Annotated in this window: 14 protein-coding genes; 12 read left to right on the top strand and 2 right to left on the bottom strand. The window is 72.7% G+C overall.

Features of this window, described 5'->3' with window-relative positions; translation table 11 throughout:
- Positions 1-38: 38 nt before the first annotated feature.
- Entirely contained in the window at positions 39-1,160 is a 1,122-nt protein-coding gene (locus tag IEY99_RS23345; protein WP_189206159.1) for a hypothetical protein, read from the bottom strand.
- A gap of 378 nt (positions 1,161-1,538) precedes the next feature.
- On the opposite strand from IEY99_RS23345, the gene IEY99_RS23340 reads away from it, so the two are divergent.
- The 6 genes from IEY99_RS23340 to IEY99_RS23315 all read left to right on the top strand — a co-directional run bounded on the left by IEY99_RS23340 (position 1,539) and on the right by IEY99_RS23315 (position 6,262).
- Positions 1,539-2,012 (top strand): TSCPD domain-containing protein, encoded by a 474-nt coding sequence (locus tag IEY99_RS23340; RefSeq protein WP_189206158.1) that lies wholly within the window; start codon positions 1,539-1,541, stop codon positions 2,010-2,012.
- 225 nt (positions 2,013-2,237) lie between these two features.
- A complete protein-coding gene (locus IEY99_RS23335) occupies positions 2,238-2,579 on the top strand; it encodes a hypothetical protein (RefSeq protein ID WP_189206157.1) in 342 nt (113 codons plus the stop codon).
- A gap of 30 nt (positions 2,580-2,609) precedes the next feature.
- Positions 2,610-2,915 carry a pore-forming ESAT-6 family protein gene (locus tag IEY99_RS23330; RefSeq protein ID WP_189206156.1) on the top strand — a complete coding sequence of 102 codons (306 nt, stop codon included), beginning with the start codon at positions 2,610-2,612 and terminating at the stop codon, positions 2,913-2,915.
- Positions 2,916-2,983: 68 nt separating this feature from the next.
- Positions 2,984-3,319: a DUF6507 family protein gene (locus IEY99_RS23325; protein ID WP_189206155.1), complete on the top strand. Its 336-nt coding sequence runs from the start codon at positions 2,984-2,986 to the stop codon at positions 3,317-3,319.
- A 25-nt stretch (positions 3,320-3,344) separates the two neighbouring features.
- Complete coding sequence (locus IEY99_RS23320) at positions 3,345-5,531, top strand: hypothetical protein (RefSeq protein ID WP_189206154.1); 2,187 nt, start codon at positions 3,345-3,347, stop codon at positions 5,529-5,531.
- Positions 5,532-5,572: 41 nt separating this feature from the next.
- Entirely contained in the window at positions 5,573-6,262 is a 690-nt protein-coding gene (locus tag IEY99_RS23315; RefSeq protein WP_189206153.1) for a hypothetical protein, read from the top strand.
- Between the two features lie 24 nt (positions 6,263-6,286).
- Here the strand turns inward: IEY99_RS23315 and IEY99_RS23310 are convergent, their stop codons facing one another.
- Positions 6,287-7,180 carry a hypothetical protein gene (locus IEY99_RS23310; protein ID WP_189206152.1) on the bottom strand — a complete coding sequence of 298 codons (894 nt, stop codon included), beginning with the start codon at positions 7,178-7,180 and terminating at the stop codon, positions 6,287-6,289.
- Positions 7,181-7,369: 189 nt separating this feature from the next.
- Here IEY99_RS23310 and IEY99_RS23305 point away from each other — a divergent pair, with 189 nt between their 5' ends.
- Genes IEY99_RS23305 through IEY99_RS23280 form a run of 6 tightly spaced genes read left to right on the top strand, consistent with a single transcriptional unit; the run spans position 7,370 to position 15,421 of the window.
- Positions 7,370-7,627, top strand: coding sequence for a hypothetical protein (locus tag IEY99_RS23305; protein WP_189206151.1), 258 nt, complete (start codon positions 7,370-7,372; stop codon positions 7,625-7,627).
- Positions 7,624-8,943 carry a type VII secretion integral membrane protein EccD gene (gene eccD / locus IEY99_RS23300; RefSeq protein ID WP_189206150.1) on the top strand — a complete coding sequence of 440 codons (1,320 nt, stop codon included), beginning with the start codon at positions 7,624-7,626 and terminating at the stop codon, positions 8,941-8,943. The genes IEY99_RS23305 and eccD overlap by 4 nt, the downstream gene beginning before the upstream one ends.
- Positions 8,944-8,947: 4 nt before the next feature.
- Complete coding sequence (locus tag IEY99_RS23295) at positions 8,948-10,090, top strand: nucleotide-binding protein (RefSeq protein WP_189206149.1); 1,143 nt, start codon at positions 8,948-8,950, stop codon at positions 10,088-10,090.
- The gene (eccCa, locus tag IEY99_RS23290; RefSeq protein ID WP_189206148.1) at positions 10,087-14,028 is read left to right on the top strand and encodes a type VII secretion protein EccCa; all 3,942 of its coding nucleotides are present in this window, start codon (positions 10,087-10,089) and stop codon (positions 14,026-14,028) included. Before IEY99_RS23295 ends, eccCa begins: the two co-directional genes overlap by 4 nt.
- Positions 14,025-14,387, top strand: coding sequence for a hypothetical protein (locus tag IEY99_RS23285; RefSeq protein ID WP_189206147.1), 363 nt, complete (start codon positions 14,025-14,027; stop codon positions 14,385-14,387). The genes eccCa and IEY99_RS23285 overlap by 4 nt, the downstream gene beginning before the upstream one ends.
- Complete coding sequence (locus IEY99_RS23280; RefSeq protein ID WP_189206146.1) at positions 14,384-15,421, top strand: DUF6177 family protein; 1,038 nt, start codon at positions 14,384-14,386, stop codon at positions 15,419-15,421. The genes IEY99_RS23285 and IEY99_RS23280 overlap by 4 nt, the downstream gene beginning before the upstream one ends.
- Positions 15,422-15,436: the final 15 nt, after the last annotated feature.

Here is a 15,436-nt window from a genome sequence, read left to right as displayed (position 1 = left end):
ACCACGGGAAGGGAGTTGGGGCGACTATCCGTGCGGTCCTAGCCGGCGGGCCAGAGGCGCTGCCGTAGGTCGGCGAGGAGTTCCTCGCTGCGGTCGTGGAACGTCGCTTCCGCGTGGCTGAACGTTTCGACGAGTGCCTGCAACGGGTCCGGGTCGGTGGCGGCGAAGATCGCCGGGACCGCGAAAGAAGGCCGATGGATGGGCAGCTCCGGCCGGTGTGGTGCGTTGTCGTCGAATCCGGTGACCCGCCACTCGACGCTCACCGTGGCGTCCGTCGCGTCCGCGTACAGCAGCGGAAACACTGATTCGTGGTCGGTGAAGGGTTCCGGCAGCGGGAGGCCCTGGTCGAGAGCGTCCAGCGCGGGGCGGGCCCAGTCGACGCGGTCGAGTTCGGCGATCTCGAAGGCACGACGAGCCAGCCAGCGGGCCGCGGCGCGTTGGGTGTCCGGGTCGAGCGCCTCGAACGCGTCGAGCATATCCCGATGCGCTTGCGCGACCGCCAGCACGTTGCCGCCCAGTTCCCGCAGCCGGGGGCTGGGCCGGCGTCCGCCCCACTGCCGCTTCTCGTATTCGGCCAGCATCTGCTCGTGTTCCCGCCGCTCCTGTTCGGCGCGAGCGCGGGCCTCGGCGGCGCGTTCTTCGGCGCTGGGCAGCCGGACGGTTTGCGCCTCACGATGCCAGTACGCCGCTATGGCGCTGGTCTGCCGCACGATCTCGTCCGGGGCCGGGTCGGCGGGCCACAGCGCCAGCAGGTAGCGGTCGATCGTCGCCTCGTCCATCAGCGTGTCCTGGCCGTGAGCCTCGTCCATCCTGTTCGCACAGAAGCGGGCACGCAGGCTGCCTGCGGCAGGCAGCGTCACGTCGAACCAGTCCTGGAACGACGAGAGCGAGAGTTCCCGTTGTTGGGCGGTGAACGGGACCTCGACGACCTCTTCCCAGCTCGTGTCGAGGTCCGGCGCGGTGTCGTGCCACTGCACCACGAACGGAACCCGTCCGGTGTGCAGCCCGGTGACCATCGACAGCACGCCGGGGAAGGCCGCGCCGCAGAGCCCGTTGCGCTGCCCCGCCCTCGTCTCCATCAACTCCGGCAGATCCTCGACCGAGGACAGCCAGATGAAGCCGTAGTGGACCGGCACCTCGGCGTCGAACAGAACTGTCACCAGGACATCACTCCTCCCGCCGATCGCCGGCAGGACGTCGACAACAGCTTGCGGCGAGCACCCGGCCCCCGGTACGTCGTCGTGGGCCGTGCAGGGCTACGTACGTTGGTCAGTAGGCCGCAGGACGCAGGCGACCTTGCCGAGGACGACCTCTTCGTCGCCGTCGATGACGTCACGGTGCGCATTGCGCGGCACGAGCTCGACGTGCCGGCCACGGCGGCGGATCTTCTTCGGCGGTGCTTGTGACAGTCACCGCGTCACCATACCGGCGTTAGAACGTTTGTACTAGCATGCATGATCGCGCGCGGCGCAACGCGCATACATAGGCGTGTGGTCAGGAGCGTGGGCACGCCGACGCCCAGAGATCCGGAGGAGCGTATGAGCATCGCCGTGGGGCAGGGCGCCGACGTCCGCCGGCCGATGGCCGTGCCCGCGGCCCGCACCGGAGGCGTCCCGCCGGTCGGCCCGGTACGGCAGCGCCCGGCTCGCTCGCGTCGCGGCGTCACCTACGATCTCGACCTCGCCGGCGCCGAGGGCAGCCTGACCGTCACCGAGCTGCCGGACGGGCGCCCCGGCGAAGTGTTCCTGCGGGTCAGCAAGCAGGGCTCCACCTTGTCCGGTCTGTGTGAGGCGCTGTCCATGATGACCTCGCTGGCCCTGCAGCACGACGTGCCGCTGCGCGAGGTCGTCCGCGGTCTGCTCAACCAGCGGTTCGAGCCCGCCGGGCACACCGCCGACCCGGACATCCCCACCTCGACGTCGTTGGTCGACTACGTCGCGCGACGCCTTGCGACCGACTATCTCAGCCAAGACGAGCAGGCCGAACTCGGTCTGCACGCCGGACTTCCGTAGCAGGGCAGGACGCACCGCCGCAGCGGTGTCACGTCCCGTGATCCTCCGCGCCGGCGAACCGGTACCGAACCGGCTTTTCGCGCGGCGATTTGTTCCCTACGGTGACGCGGACTTCCTGGCATCGGTGGTGTGCCAGAAGTATTCCGCAGTGTCAGTCATCGACCCGCTGCACTACACTTCGTGCTGCACTGCGACGAGTTGATCCATGGGGGAGGTTGAGCGTTCATGGGCCAGAAGTTCGACATGGGTGCCGAGACGCTGGGGACATTGCGGACCAAGACGAGCGGCTCGAACGAGGAGCTGGGCGCTCTGATCAAGCAGTTGGTGCAGGCCGCCTCCCCGTTGGAGGGCAACTTCAACGGTGCCGGGAAGGCCGCCTTCGACCGCTTCAAGATGCGTGCGGACGAGATCACCGGGGAGCTGAACCGTTCCCTGTCGGCGATCCTCGGCGGCATCGGCGGCATGGACACGTCGTTCCGCGAGGGCGAGCAGGACATGGCGTCGAACGCGAGCAGTACCGAGGGCGCGGCGAACTTCGACGCCGCCCGTTTCGGCGCCGGCCGCTGACCTTCTTTTCCCGAGGCGAGGAGTGCAGGGATGAATTCCGACCGTCGTAGCTTCGACATGGCCACGTCCAGCGAGGCGCAGGGCAACCTGCAGGCCGTGGTGGCCCGGCTCGAGGTGCTGATCAACGACCGGGACGCCGCGGTGAAGGCGGCGATGGCCGACTTCCTGGCCGACGGCGTCGCCGAGCAGTATCACGACAAGGAAGTCCGGTGGAACAGCGCCGCCGCCGAGGTGCGCTCGATCATCGCGCTGGTGCGTACCACGTTGCAGCGCAACGACGAGACCGCGCAGAGCACGCTGTCGCGCGCCAAGGCGGCCGTCGACGCGATCGGCTGAACCGTTGCCCACGTCGATGACGTGGGAGTTGGTGAAGCCGAAGTGTCTGAGGTCGTCGGAGGCCGAGCGTGAGCAGATGGGACATCGACCCGCCCGGGGTGGCGGGGGTGGTGACGCGGACCGGTGAGGCGGCCAAGGGCTTCGAGACCGCGGCCACGAAGTACGGCGCCGCGCTGGAGGGTGCGGCCGGCGCGTGTGGCAGCGAGATCGTCGCGGGTGCGCTGGCCGGTTTCGCCCAGCACAAGGCGCCGGCGATGAAGGCCGTGGTGGAGCGCACCGGCCGGGCGTTGACCGGCGCGGTGAACGCGACCAAGGCGTACATCGACGGCGATCTGGAGATGGCTCGGACGGCGCAGGCCAACGCGGTCGCGCCGCCGCCGGGAAACGACTTCCGCGGCCGCTGACGGCCGGTACCGACGGGGGAAGCACGTGGTCATCAAGCCGGAGGCGATTCCGGAGTTCGGCGGCGACCTGGGGGCGGTGGAGACCCACGCCGCCGCGTTGAAGTCGGCCGGGGGCACGTTCCGCACGACCGGGCAGAACGTGCACAGCACCTGGCAGGGGCTGTCGGCGTTCTACGACGCACCCGAGGCCGCCCAGCTGTTCGGGATGACCGCCCAGGTGCAGACGGGTGCGGACGCGGTCGCCGACGACATCGAGGAGGTCGGTGCCGCGCTGGCGCAGTACGCGGCCACGGTGCGCCCGATCGCCAACCGCCTCACCGCGCTCAAGGGTGAGGCCGGCGCGTTCGTGTCGAGCATCGACGGCGACGACGACTGGCGTGAGGACGGCGACAAGGTCAACCGGAACAACCAGTTGATCAGCCAGGTCGACACGCAGGTCGCCGCGTTGATGGCCGCCGAGCGGGAGACGGCCAACCGGATCAACCGGCTCTACGGCGGTCCGCAGTGGACGGTCGACGACGGCAGCGACAAGGCCCACGCGTACGGGTTCGACGCCGGTCAGTTGCCCGGCGACGCCGAGCGTCCGTGGGGCAAGTCCGAGGAGAAGGACGAGCCCTGGTACGTCGACACCTGGAACGCGGTCTGGTCCGGCGGCAAGGGCGTGGTCGTCGACGGGCTGTGGGGCGACGTCAAGGGCTTGTTCGGTCTGATCAACCCCTTCGACTGGGACACGTTCAGTGCCTCGTGGGGCGGGCTGTGGACGTTGACCGGCGGGCTCATCTTCGACACGGAGAACTCGTTCAAGGCGTGGAAGGAGTTCGGCAAGAGCTTCCTGGCGTGGGACGAGTGGAGCAAGGACCCGGCCAGGGCGTTCGGCAACGTGCTCTACAACGTCGTCACTCTGCCGCTGGCCGCGGCGAAGGTCGGCACGCTCGGTAAGGCCGGCAAGGGCGCGGCCGCGGGCGCGGACGCAGGTAAAGCGGCGGATGCGGCGAAGGCCGGCAATGCGGCCGCGGACGCGGGCAAGGTCGGCGATCTCGGGAAGCTCGGCGACGACCTGGGCAACGTGGCGGACGTCGGCAAGGTCGACGACCTGCCGACGGTCGGTGACCTGGCCAAGCAGATCGACGCCGCGCTCGGTGACGTGGTCAAGGCCGACCCGGCGCTGGAGCTGGCGTTGAAGCAGGCCGACGACATCGCGGCGAGCGCCGACCGGGCGACGCCCGGCGACGACCTCGTGGGCCGCGGCGAGCAGCCTCCCGTACGGGTCGAGGAACCGGCACTGGCCGGCGCCGGACGCGGCGGCGGCCCCACCGGCGTGGACCTCCCGCCCCCGGGCGCACGCGGCGGAGGGTACGGCCCGCTAGGAGACCTGGGCGACGTCGGCCGGGGTCTTGACGACGCCGGCGATGCGGGCCGGGGTCTTGACGACGCCGGTGACGCGGGCCGGGGTCTTGACGACGCCGGTGACGCGGGCCGGGGTCTTGACGACGCCGGTGACGCGGGCCGGGGTGCCGACGACGCCGGCGACGGCGCGCCACGAGGTGACGGAGGTCCCGGGGGCGGTGGCGACGAGCCGCCGAACCGCCCGGATGAGCCCGATGCCGGCGATGGCCCGGACCCGCAGCGCCCGCAGAATGATCCGGATCTCGACAAGCACGACCCGGCGACCCTGGCGGAGATCCAGAAAGCGCGCAAGGAAGTCGCCGGGCGGCTGCAGGAGATGTCCGACGAGGCGTGGGACTACGTCGAGCAGAACAAGGACACCCTGCTCCAGAAGGAGGGCTACCAGCGGCAGTACGAGGCGTTCTTGGAGCGCTACCCCGAGCCGGTGGCCCGGGAGATCGTGGAGCGCACGGCGCTGGGCACCGAGGCACACAGCTACCTCGCCCGCGCGATCGACGCCGAAGCGGCGGGCATGCTCGACGAGAGCAGCGGGTTCCGGCTGCGCTCCGAGGTCGGCTACGACGCGAACGGTATCGAGACGCCGAGGGTTCGCGATCAGGAGTTCCGGCCGGATGTCATTCTCGAGCGGGAGGTCCGTGATCCGGTGACCGGTGACCTCGAGTGGGAGGTCGTGCACGCCTACGACCTCAAGACGGGCCTCAAGACCGGCATCAAGCCGGGCTGGTCCGAGCAGGTGAAGCGGCTGCTGAATCTGCCCGACGCGCCCGAGGAGCTTCGTCCGACCCAGCGTCCCCTGGGTGGATAAACTGGCCCACCGCTCAACCCCGTACGTTCCGAGAGGTTTGCATGTCGTCTGCTGACAAGGCCCGGCGGTGGCGGAACATCCTGACCGAGCTGCGACCTCACCTGCCGGGAGACTGGTCGGTCCGCGGAACCGGGCCGGACACGGTGCTCACCCGCGAGCCGGTGGACTGGGCGCTGGCCTGGATCGGCTATGCGGACTCTCCCACGCGCGCGGAGGGCTGGGTCTCCGCCGGCGTGCAGCCCCTCGTCGTACCCTTCACCAGCTGGGTGATGACCTACGGCATCCGCATGGATGAGGTGCGCTCGGGCCCTCGCACGGTCGACCTGCTCGCGGACGATGCGGATGAGCAGGTGCGGCAGTTCGTGCTCGGTGCCGGCCTGGAGAAGATCGACAGCTGGCCGGTGGAGCGTCTCGCCGACGTGGCCGAACGGGACTTCGCGCAGGATCCGCGCCGGCGTCGCACGCACTGGCACCAGCTACCGGGCTGGCGCGTGGTCAACGGCACGGCTTCACCCGTAGAGCCGGCAGAGCAGCTCGTGACGCTCTGCCGGGAGCGCGCCGAAGGGTCCTCGAAGAAGGGCGCACAGCAGTTGCTGGAGCAGGCGGCGTTCTACGAGCGGCTACGCGAGGTGTGGAACGAGAGCGGGCGCGACGCCGCCCTGCAGTTCCTCACGGAACGCCGGCAGCAGGATCTGGCCGCGCAGAAGCTGGAGACAACACCGGCCGCGTAGCGCCGGCCTCGCTGGACGTGCCCGTCAGCGGATGTCGCCCAACTGGTTCAGCACGGGCGTCAGCGCTTCGGGCACCCGTACCTCCAGGGCGCTCCCGTCGTCCGCTGTGACCACCCGCAGTGGGTGGAGCTCGCCGTCATGCCACCAGAAGATCGTGTCCGAGCATGGATCGTCCGCCGCGCTGAACATGGAGCTCGCCAGCCGGTAGAAGGCCACGGCGTTGTCGTGCAGCCGCGCATCCACGCGGTGCAGCATCACCGCGCTGTAGCGCGGCGTGGCGACCAGTGCGCCGTGGGTCGCGTTGTCCGGCAGGAACCGCTTGAGGGACAACAGCGTGGTGGTGACGAAGGGGTTGCCGTCTCCGGCGAGCAGGCGCACCGACCCGCCCCCGGGCAGTTCGTGATCGCGGAGGTCCAGGCCGGCCAGCTCGTGCTGCACGGTCTGCCGCATGGCGAGGCGGAACAGGTCGTCAGGCTCGCGTCCCAGCTGCCGGCTCTGCGCGACAGTCAGCACGTCGAGCCGCGCGGGACGGTTGACGACGACGGTCGCGGTGAAGTGCTCACCGAACGGCAGTGCGACGTAGTCGCTGGTCGCGGCGGATGCGGCCGACGGCACGAGCCGTACGCGGAGCCGCTCGACGTCGACCGGCCCGAGGTCGTCGGCGTCGACGTCCTGGGGCAACTCGCGGCGGATCGCGGCGACCCAGTCGGCCAGGAGCTGAGGCCACGTGTGGTGTGGCTGATCCTGGCAGCGGTGCAGGAGCGGAGTGAGGGAGACCCGGGCACGGCCGCCGGACACCGGGATGAGCACCTCATCGCGGCCCGGCGCAACGCTCGCTCCCGGCAGGAGGACCGGCAGAAGGTCGTCCACCAGGGCGCGGACATTGCTTGCCGGATCTTCGTGCTGCGACGGGGTCACCGTTCATTCCTATCATCCGGCTGCGAACGCAGCGAGTCCGTCGGCCGGCCGCCTGCCGGAGCCCCGTGCGCAGGCGGGAACAAGCCCGCCGAACGCCCGGCTCGACGGTGCCGGTGCGAGTGAGCGGGGAGGCACAACCCGGTCGCGGGTGGGTAGCCTCACGGGCGACGGGGACCTGGGGAGGTGTCAGTGGCGCGGGACTTCGACGCGCAGTTGCTCGAGTCGGTGGCGGTGCGTCGCCGGCGGCTGCGTGATGCGCTGCTCTGGGGGACGCTGCGGACGCGGCGGGCCGCCTCGAATCTGCTGGGCCGGCTCGTCGCCGGCGCCGCTGTCGCGGCGGTGATCTGCGCGGGATGTGTCGGCTGGTCCTTCCTGCAGGATCAGCTTGCCCAGCGTGCCGAGCAAGAGCAGCGGAGTTCCGTATCCGCGCCGGGTGGTGGCCGATGAGCGTCGGCTACACCCGGGTGACGGTGATCGGTGGGTCGCGGCGGGTCGACATGCTGCTACCGGCGGCCGAACCCGTCGGCCGCCTGCTGCCGGATCTGCTCGATGTCGTCGGTGAAGAGGCGGCCCATCCGGCCCGGCTACGCCGGCTGGTCACCGTCGGCGGGGTCGTGCTCGGTGACGGTGACACCCTGGAGGCGGTCGGTGTCGCCGACGGGGCGGTGCTGCGGCTCACCGGCGCCGAGGATCTGCCGCCGGCTCCGGTCATTCACGATGTCACCGAGGAGACCGCCGACGACCTGGACCGGCGCGCCACCCGCTGGAGTCCGGCCGTACGCCGCTGGGTCGCCACGGCCGGGCTCGCCGCGGTCGTGGCACTCGCGGCGCTGTTCGCGTACCGGCACACCGATCCGGCGGCGGTCGCGGCCGGCGCCGGCGCCTGCGGGCTGGTCCTCGGCCTGGCCGGAACGGCCTGTGGCCGGGCTCTGCGTCCGCTGGGGACGGCGTTGATCGCCGGTGCGGGGGTAGCGCTGCCGCTGGCCGCGTGGGCCTGGGCCGACGGGTACGGCTGGTCGCCGGTGTGGCGGGTCATCGCCGTGACCGCGGCGCTCGGGCTGACGGTCGTGCTCACCGGCGTCAACGCCGAGCGTGGCAAGGCCGCGCTGGCCGGTGGGACGAGCATGCTGTCGTTGGCGACGGTGTGTGCGGCCGGGAGTGCTCTGGGGCTCGCCGGGTCCCGGCTCGGCGGCGTGCTCGCCGTCGTGGTGGTGCTCGTCATCGGGATGCTGCCCCGGTTGGCGCTGTCCTCGTCCGGGCTGGCGATGCTCGACGACCGCAGGGTGGAGGACCGGCCGGTGGCCCGCCGCGAGGTCCGGGCCGCACTCGACGCCGCTCACGGCTCCTTGATCATCGCGGTGCTGGCCACCGCGGCCGCCGCCGTGCTGGCCGGGGTTCTCCTCGTGGCCCAGCTCACGGCGTGGACCGTGACGCTGACGGCACTGCTGGTGACGGTCCTGCTCGTACGCTCCCGGATGTTCCCGCTGGCCGCCGAGGTCATCTCCCTGCTCGCCGCCGCCGGCGCGATCCTCGCGGTGCTGTGGTGGCGCTGGGCCGCCACCGCTGCGCCGGCCGGGGCCTTGGCGGTGGCCGCGGCGGCGCTGGCCGTGCCGGTCGTCGTGCTGGTGGTGGATCCGCCCGAGCACACCAGGGCCCGGGTCCGCCGCATCGGTGACCTGCTCGAGTCGGCGGCCGTGGTGGCCATGGTCCCCGTGGTGCTCGGGATCTTCGGCGTCTACTCCCGGCTGATCGAGGTGTTCTGAAGCGGTGAGTGACCAGGACTGGCAGGCCATGCTGCGGCGCCAACTCGACCCTGCGATGGCGCCGAGCGACCACATCGACGAGCGGACGGTGACCCTGCCGCTGCTGACCGGATTTCCCGCGAGCTCCGCCCCGGCCGCACCCGAGCACCAGCGCGATACACCCGCCCCCGGCCCGGCGCGGGCCGAGCCCACGCGGCACGGCGGCACCGCGACCGACCTGCCCGCCGAGGGCGGCATCGACGCGGCGCGGATCGCCCGGCACGCGGACCTGCACGGCGATCCACCGGCCCGGCGGGTCGGCCAGGCGGTGCGGACGGCGGCCGGGCGGCGTGCCACCCGGGAGGTCGGCGAGCTCGCCGAGCTGGCCGAGCACGCGAACCGGGCGATCACCACGGGTCGGCGGATCACGGTGGCGGGAGTGCGCGGGGGCTCGGGCAAGACCACGGTGAGCGCCCTGCTCACCACCACCCTGGCCGGGCTGCGGCGCGACCCGGTCCTGGCCGTCGACGCCGACCCGGACGCCGGGTCGCTGCCGCTGCGCCTGGGACCGCTCGGGGTCGGGGTGCGCACGGCCGGCGACGGCGGCATCGCGCAGGTCTCCGCCTTCGATCAGGTGGCCCGCTATCTGGACCGTACGGTCACCGGGGTGTGGCTGTGGCGGCGGGCGCTGTCCAGCTCCCTGGCCCGCCAGGACGAGAGCCACGCCGCGCTGCTGCTGCGCGACCGGGTCCGGTTCCTCAACCGCTACTTCGCGGTCGCCGTGGCCGACCTCGGCGCCGGCATGCACTCGGCGACGAACCGTACGCTGCTCGCCGACTCCCACGCCGTGGTCCTCACCGGCACGGCGACCCTCGACGGGGTGCTGGGCGCCGACGCGGCGCTGCGCCGGCTGGGTGAGGAGCACGGCGCCGAGCTGCTCGGCCGCTCGCTGCTCGTGCTCAGCACGCCGGTCGCGGGGCCGCTCGGGGTCGATGTGGACGCCGCCGTCGCCGGGCTCGCCCGCTTCGGGACGCCGGTGCTGCGGCTGCCGTTCGACCGCCATCTGGCGCTCGGCGCGGCCATCGACCCGCGGCGGATCGGCGCGGAGACCCGTACGGCCGCGCTGCGGATCGCCGCCGCCGTGATGGACCGGGCCGTCCGGGCATGACGATGCGCGTCGTGCACCGGCCCGCGCGTACCGTGCGGCCGCTGCTGCCGCCCGAGGCCCGGCAGGTGGCGGCGCCGCCGACCCTGCCCGAGGGTCATTCCGGCGGCAATGCGGCGCAGGCGTTGCTGCCCGTGGCCGGGGTGTTGTCGTCGCTGACGATGATGGTGATGTTCCGCGGTACCGGCATGATCGCCATCGGGGCGGTGCTGCTGATCGTGACCGTGGGAGCCGTGCTCGTCATGCTGCTCACCCAGCGCGGGCGTGCCGGGCGCACCCGCCGTCAGCAGCGCGAACGCTACCTCGACTACCTCGAGGAGCTACGCGAGGAGCTGTTGGGCGCGGAGCGGGAGACGGCCGCCGCCGCCCGCCTGCTGCACCCGCCGCCGCAGGCGCTGCTCGACGTCGTACGGGATCCGGCCCGGCTCTGGGAACGCCGCCGCACCGACCGGGACTTTCTCACCCTGCGCGCGGGATCGGGGACCATGCCGGTCGCTCCGTTGCAGATCGAGGACGACGGCAGCCCGCTCACCCCCACGGACCCGTTCATGCTGGCCGAGGCGCGGGCGCTGGTGCGCCGCTTCGGATCGGCGCCGGGGATGCCGCTGGTGGTGCCGCTGGACCGGGTCGGCAACGTCAGCGTCGTCGGCGCCCGCGACGACGTGCTCGCGGTCCTGCGGGTGCTCCTGGTGCAGGCCGCCGCCCTGCACGCACCCGAGGATCTGCGCATCGGGCTCGCCTGCCCGCCGGCACGCATCGACGCCTGGCAATGGCTCAAGTGGCTGCCGCACCTGCGCGACGCCGACCTGCGCGACGGCCCGGTCGCCGCCCGGCGCATCGCCGCGGACCCGGCCGCACTGGCCGCGCTGGTCTCCGCGGACCTGCAGGAACACGCCGGGTACGCGGCCGAACTCGCCCGCGGCGGCACCGCCGCGGCGGCAACCGCGCTGCTTCCCCGGCTGCTGCTCGTCCATGACACGTTCGGCGAGATCGCGCGGGATCTTGCGGTGCCGGATCAGGCGGTGACCGCCGCCGCGCTCGGTGTGACGGTTGTGCATCTCGTCGCCGACCGCTTGCAGGAGCCGGGAGACGTCGCCATCCGGATCACCGTCACCGGTGACGACCTGTTGGTCGAGGACCTGCGTCCCGAGGTCGTCGCCGTGGCGCGGGCACGCCGCGACCGCTACGACGCCGCCGCGGCCGAGGGGCTGGCCCGGCTGCTCGCCCCGCTGCGGTTGTCGCGCGAGTCGGTGCAGGACCCGGCCGCGGGCGGCAGCGCCGACTTCCTCGCGCTGCTGGGGCTCGCCGGGCCGCGCGAGCTGTCGCTGGCGGCGTGCTGGGCGCCGCGCAGCGACCGCGACCTGCTGCGGGTGCCGATCGGCGTGGACCAGCACGGCGAGCCGGTGCTGCTGGACCTCAAGGAATCGGCCCAGCTCGGCATGGGCCCGCACGGGCTCTGCGTCGGTGCGACCGGCTCCGGCAAGAGCGAGCTGCTGCGCTCCCTGGTGCTGGCGCTGCTGGTCACCCACCCGCCGGACGTGCTCGCCATGGTGCTGGTCGACTACAAGGGCGGCGCCACCTTCGCGCCGTTCGCCGACGCCCCGCACGTCGCGGGTGTGATCACCAACCTGCAGGACGACGTCAGCCTGGTCGAGCGCGTGCACACCAGCCTGGCGGGGGAGGTGCAGCGCCGTCAGCAGGCCCTCAAGGACGCCGGGAACGTCGCCAACATCGCCGACTACGCCGCGTTGCGCGCGCGGCGCCCGGAGCTGCCCGCGCTGCCGTACCTGCTGGTGATCATCGACGAGTTCGGCGAGCTGCTCACGGCCAAGCCCGAGTTCATCGAGCTGTTCCTGTCGATCGGGCGGATCGGCCGCAGCATCGGGGTGCACCTGCTGCTGAGCAGCCAGCGGATCGAGGGCGGCAAGCTGCGGGGCCTGGAGACCTATCTGTCGTACCGGCTGGGCCTGCGGACCTTCTCCGAGGGCGAGAGCCGCACCGTGCTGGAGACGCCCGACGCCTACCACCTGCCGCCGCTGCCGGGCTTCGGCTACCTCAAGGTGGACACGACCGTCTACCAGCGGTTCAAGGCGTCCTATGTGTCCGGGCCGTACCGCGCTCCGGACGAGGAGAAGGAGGCGGTGGAGGACCCGCGGCCGCTGCCGTACCCGGCGTACAACGGCATCGGCGGCCGGACCGGTGAGCCCGCGCAGCCCGCCATGCCGGTGCGCACCGGCGCGCCGGCGCTGCTCGACCTGATGACCGGGCACCTGCGCGGCGCGGCGGACGCCGTACCCCGCATCTGGCTGCCGCCGCTGCCCGCCGCCCTGACCCTCGACCAGCTCGGCGGCGTCGAAGTCAGCGCCGGCCGCGGCCTGCACCTGCGCGAGCGCCCCGGGCCCATGCGGGTGCCGCTGGGGCTGCTCGACGACCCCGCCCGGCAGTGGCAGGGCCGGTGGACGCTCGACCTGACCGTCGCGGGTGGACACCTCGCGGTCATCGGCGGGCCGCAGTCCGGGCGCACCACGCTGCTGCGTACCCTCGTCACCTCGCTGGCCCTGACCCACACCCCGCGCGAGGTGGCCGTCTACGCCGTCGATCTGACCGGCAGTGCGCTCGGCGCGCTGTCGCGGCTGCCGCACGTCGGCGGCGTCGCGGCCCGCACCGACACCGAACGGGTCCGGCGCACCCTCGAAGAGGTACGCGCCATGCTCGACCAGCGCGAACAGGTCTTCCGGGAACACGGCATCGACAGCGTGGAGCAGCTGCGCCGGCTGCACGCCGCCGGCCGGCTCCCGGAGCTGCCCACCGCCGACGTGGTGCTGGTCATCGACGGCTACGGGCACCTCTCCGGCGAGTTCGAGGCGTACGAGCCGCTCGTCACCGCCCTGCTGCACCGCGGCGGCGGATACGGCCTGCACGTCGTCGCCTCCATGCTGCGCTGGTACGACGTCCGCATCGCGGTGCAGTCCACCATCGGCACGCAGATCGAGCTGCGCCTCGGCGACCCGACCGACTCCGCGGTCGACCGCCGCCTCGCCGAGCTCATCCGGCCCGGGCAGCCCGGCCGGGCGCTGACCGGCGGCCGGCTCTTCGGCCAGGTGGCGCTGCCGCGCATCGACGCCCGCACCGACACCCACGACCTCGGCGACGCCATCGCCCAGATCGCCCGCGCCGCGCGGGCCGCCTGGTCCGGCCCGGTCGCGCCGCCGGTACGGGTCCTGCCCGCCCGCCTCGACGCCGCGGAACTGCCCGCCCCGGCGGAACCGGCGGCCATCGCCCTCGGCGTCGACGAGGCCACCACCGCGCCCGTCGGCCTCGACCTGTTCGGCCGCGACGCGAACCTGCTCGTGCTCGGCGACGGCGAATGCGGCAAGACCAACCTGCTCGCCCTCATCGCCCGCCGGCTGGTGGCCCGGCACACCGACGACGAGATCGTCTTCGCCGTCGTCGACCCCCGCCGCGGCCTCGACGGCGTCGTCCCCGACTCCCACCTCGGCGGTTACGCGCACAACGCCGTGCTCGCCGCCCGCCTGGCCGGCGCCGTGGCCCGGCAGCTCGAGGAACGGCAGAACGGCACCGCCGAGGGCGACCCCGCCACCTGGCCGCACATCGTCCTGCTCGTCGACGACTACGACGTGCTCACCGCGGCCGCGCAGCCGCTCGGCGCGCTCCAGCCGTACCTGGCCGCGGGCGACGACCTGCGCTTCCACGTCGTCCTCGCGCGGCGCGTCGCCGGGGCGTCCCGCGGCCTCTACGAGCCCTTCGTGCAGACCCTGCGCGAGATCGGCGCCACCGGCCTGGTCATGACCGGCGACCGCGGCGAGGGCAAACTCCTCGGCGACGTGTACGCCCGCCCGCTGCCACCGGGCCGCGGCCAGTGGATCCGCCGCGGCGAACCCGTCCGTCTCATCCAGACCGCGTGGCAGGAGAAACCGTGACCTACGACGTCATCGCCCTGGTCCGGCAGACCCCCGACCCCCGGGCCATCGTCGCCGGCATGATCGCGGCCGGCGAACAGCTGCGCGTCCGGGAAACCGCCAACGGCGCCGTCATCCAGCTCTGCGACGACGCCGGCCGGCCCCTGGTCTCCCTCGAGACACCCGTCCTCGTCCAGGTCCCCGGCGAGGTCCGGCGCCTGCTCGGCGACGCCTACGACCGGGTCGGCGTACCGGTGTGGTGGATGGAGGCCCGGGCCCCCAGCGGCCGCCCGGAGGCCGAGGCCCTCGCCCGCCGCTTCGCCGACGAGGTCGCGCGGCGCCTCGACGGCGTCGTGTGGCCCCCGAAGGCGGCGTCGTGACCGCCGCCCATCCCGCCGTCGACTTCCTGACCGACCGCGTCGCCGTCGTCATGCAGGACCGGCCCGTCGTCGCGCTCAGCTCGTGGCTCGCCGACGTCATCCGCATCTGCGCCGACAACGGCAAAGGCCTGCAACTGGTCACCCCCGTGACCAGCAGGCTCACCACCGCCCTGTACGCCGCCCTGGACGGCCCCGACACCCGGTGGGTCGTGCACACCCCGGACGGCCACCACGACGGGATGTCCGGCCGGCCCCTGGGCTGGAACGGTGCGGCGTTCGTACCGTCGGACCCGCCAGGTCTGTCCCCCCACTTCACCAACGGCCCGGCGGCGCCGGCCTGGCACCTCACCCTCACCATGCAGATCCGCCACCCGGCATCCGAACGACTCGTGCTCGGCGGCGCCCTGGACGACCTGTTCGTGCTCCTCACCGGACGGCCTCCGGCCGGATGGGGCACCGCGGAGCCCGCCACCCAGCCCTGGGACCGGACTGCGTTGACCGGCCTGTGCCGCGAACGCGCACCGCGGCGAACGTGGCTGTGCGCGGTCGGCGACAGCGCCCCGGCGCTGGCCACGATGGTGGTCAGCCGTCCCGCCGAGTCCGTGCTCGAAACCATCCGCTGCACCCTCGTGTACGCCGAACCCCTCGAGGCGGACGCGCTCACCGAGGCCGCACGTAGCCTCTCGGCCGGGTACGACATCCGCCAGGCGCTGGTGCAGCAGGCACCCGGCCAGGCCGACACCACCCACGCGAGTCATTGGACCGGGCTCAGTACACCGCTGGCACTGCTCGCCGGTCCGGAAGCGATCGCGGGACGATCGCCGGACGATCTGCGCAGCATCGGCGGGCTCGACGCCGCACGGCTGGATTCCGGCGCGTACTGGTACGCCCTGCACTCCTACGGCGAAGACCCCGCGCAGGGCTGGAACCGTCTGGAACAGGTGGTCGCCCACCTGAGCATCCCTTCACTGACACCGCAGACCCCGAGAAGCTGGGGCCAGCCGGAACGCATCGCCCGGCTTCCCGAGGCATGAGCCGCACGCCATCCG

It is taken from the genome of Couchioplanes azureus (genome assembly GCF_014648355.1).
GTDB classification, from domain to species: Bacteria; Actinomycetota; Actinomycetes; order Mycobacteriales; family Micromonosporaceae; genus Actinoplanes; species Actinoplanes azureus.
Note: the sequence above shows the minus strand (reverse complement) of the source record. Positions and strands in the feature narration are given on the sequence as shown.

What these genes read in the sequence shown, in the direction of transcription:
- IEY99_RS23330 (WP_189206156.1), top strand. Translation starts at nt 2,610, where the DNA reads ATGAATTCCGACCGTCGTAGCTTCGACATGGCCACGTCCAGCGAGGCG.
- eccD (WP_189206150.1), top strand. Translation starts at nt 7,624, where the DNA reads ATGAGCGTCGGCTACACCCGGGTGACGGTGATCGGTGGGTCGCGGCGG.
- IEY99_RS23315 (WP_189206153.1), top strand. Translation starts at nt 5,573, where the DNA reads ATGTCGTCTGCTGACAAGGCCCGGCGGTGGCGGAACATCCTGACCGAG.
- eccCa (WP_189206148.1), top strand. Translation starts at nt 10,087, where the DNA reads ATGACGATGCGCGTCGTGCACCGGCCCGCGCGTACCGTGCGGCCGCTG.
- IEY99_RS23340 (WP_189206158.1), top strand. Translation starts at nt 1,539, where the DNA reads ATGAGCATCGCCGTGGGGCAGGGCGCCGACGTCCGCCGGCCGATGGCC.
- IEY99_RS23335 (WP_189206157.1), top strand. Translation starts at nt 2,238, where the DNA reads ATGGGCCAGAAGTTCGACATGGGTGCCGAGACGCTGGGGACATTGCGG.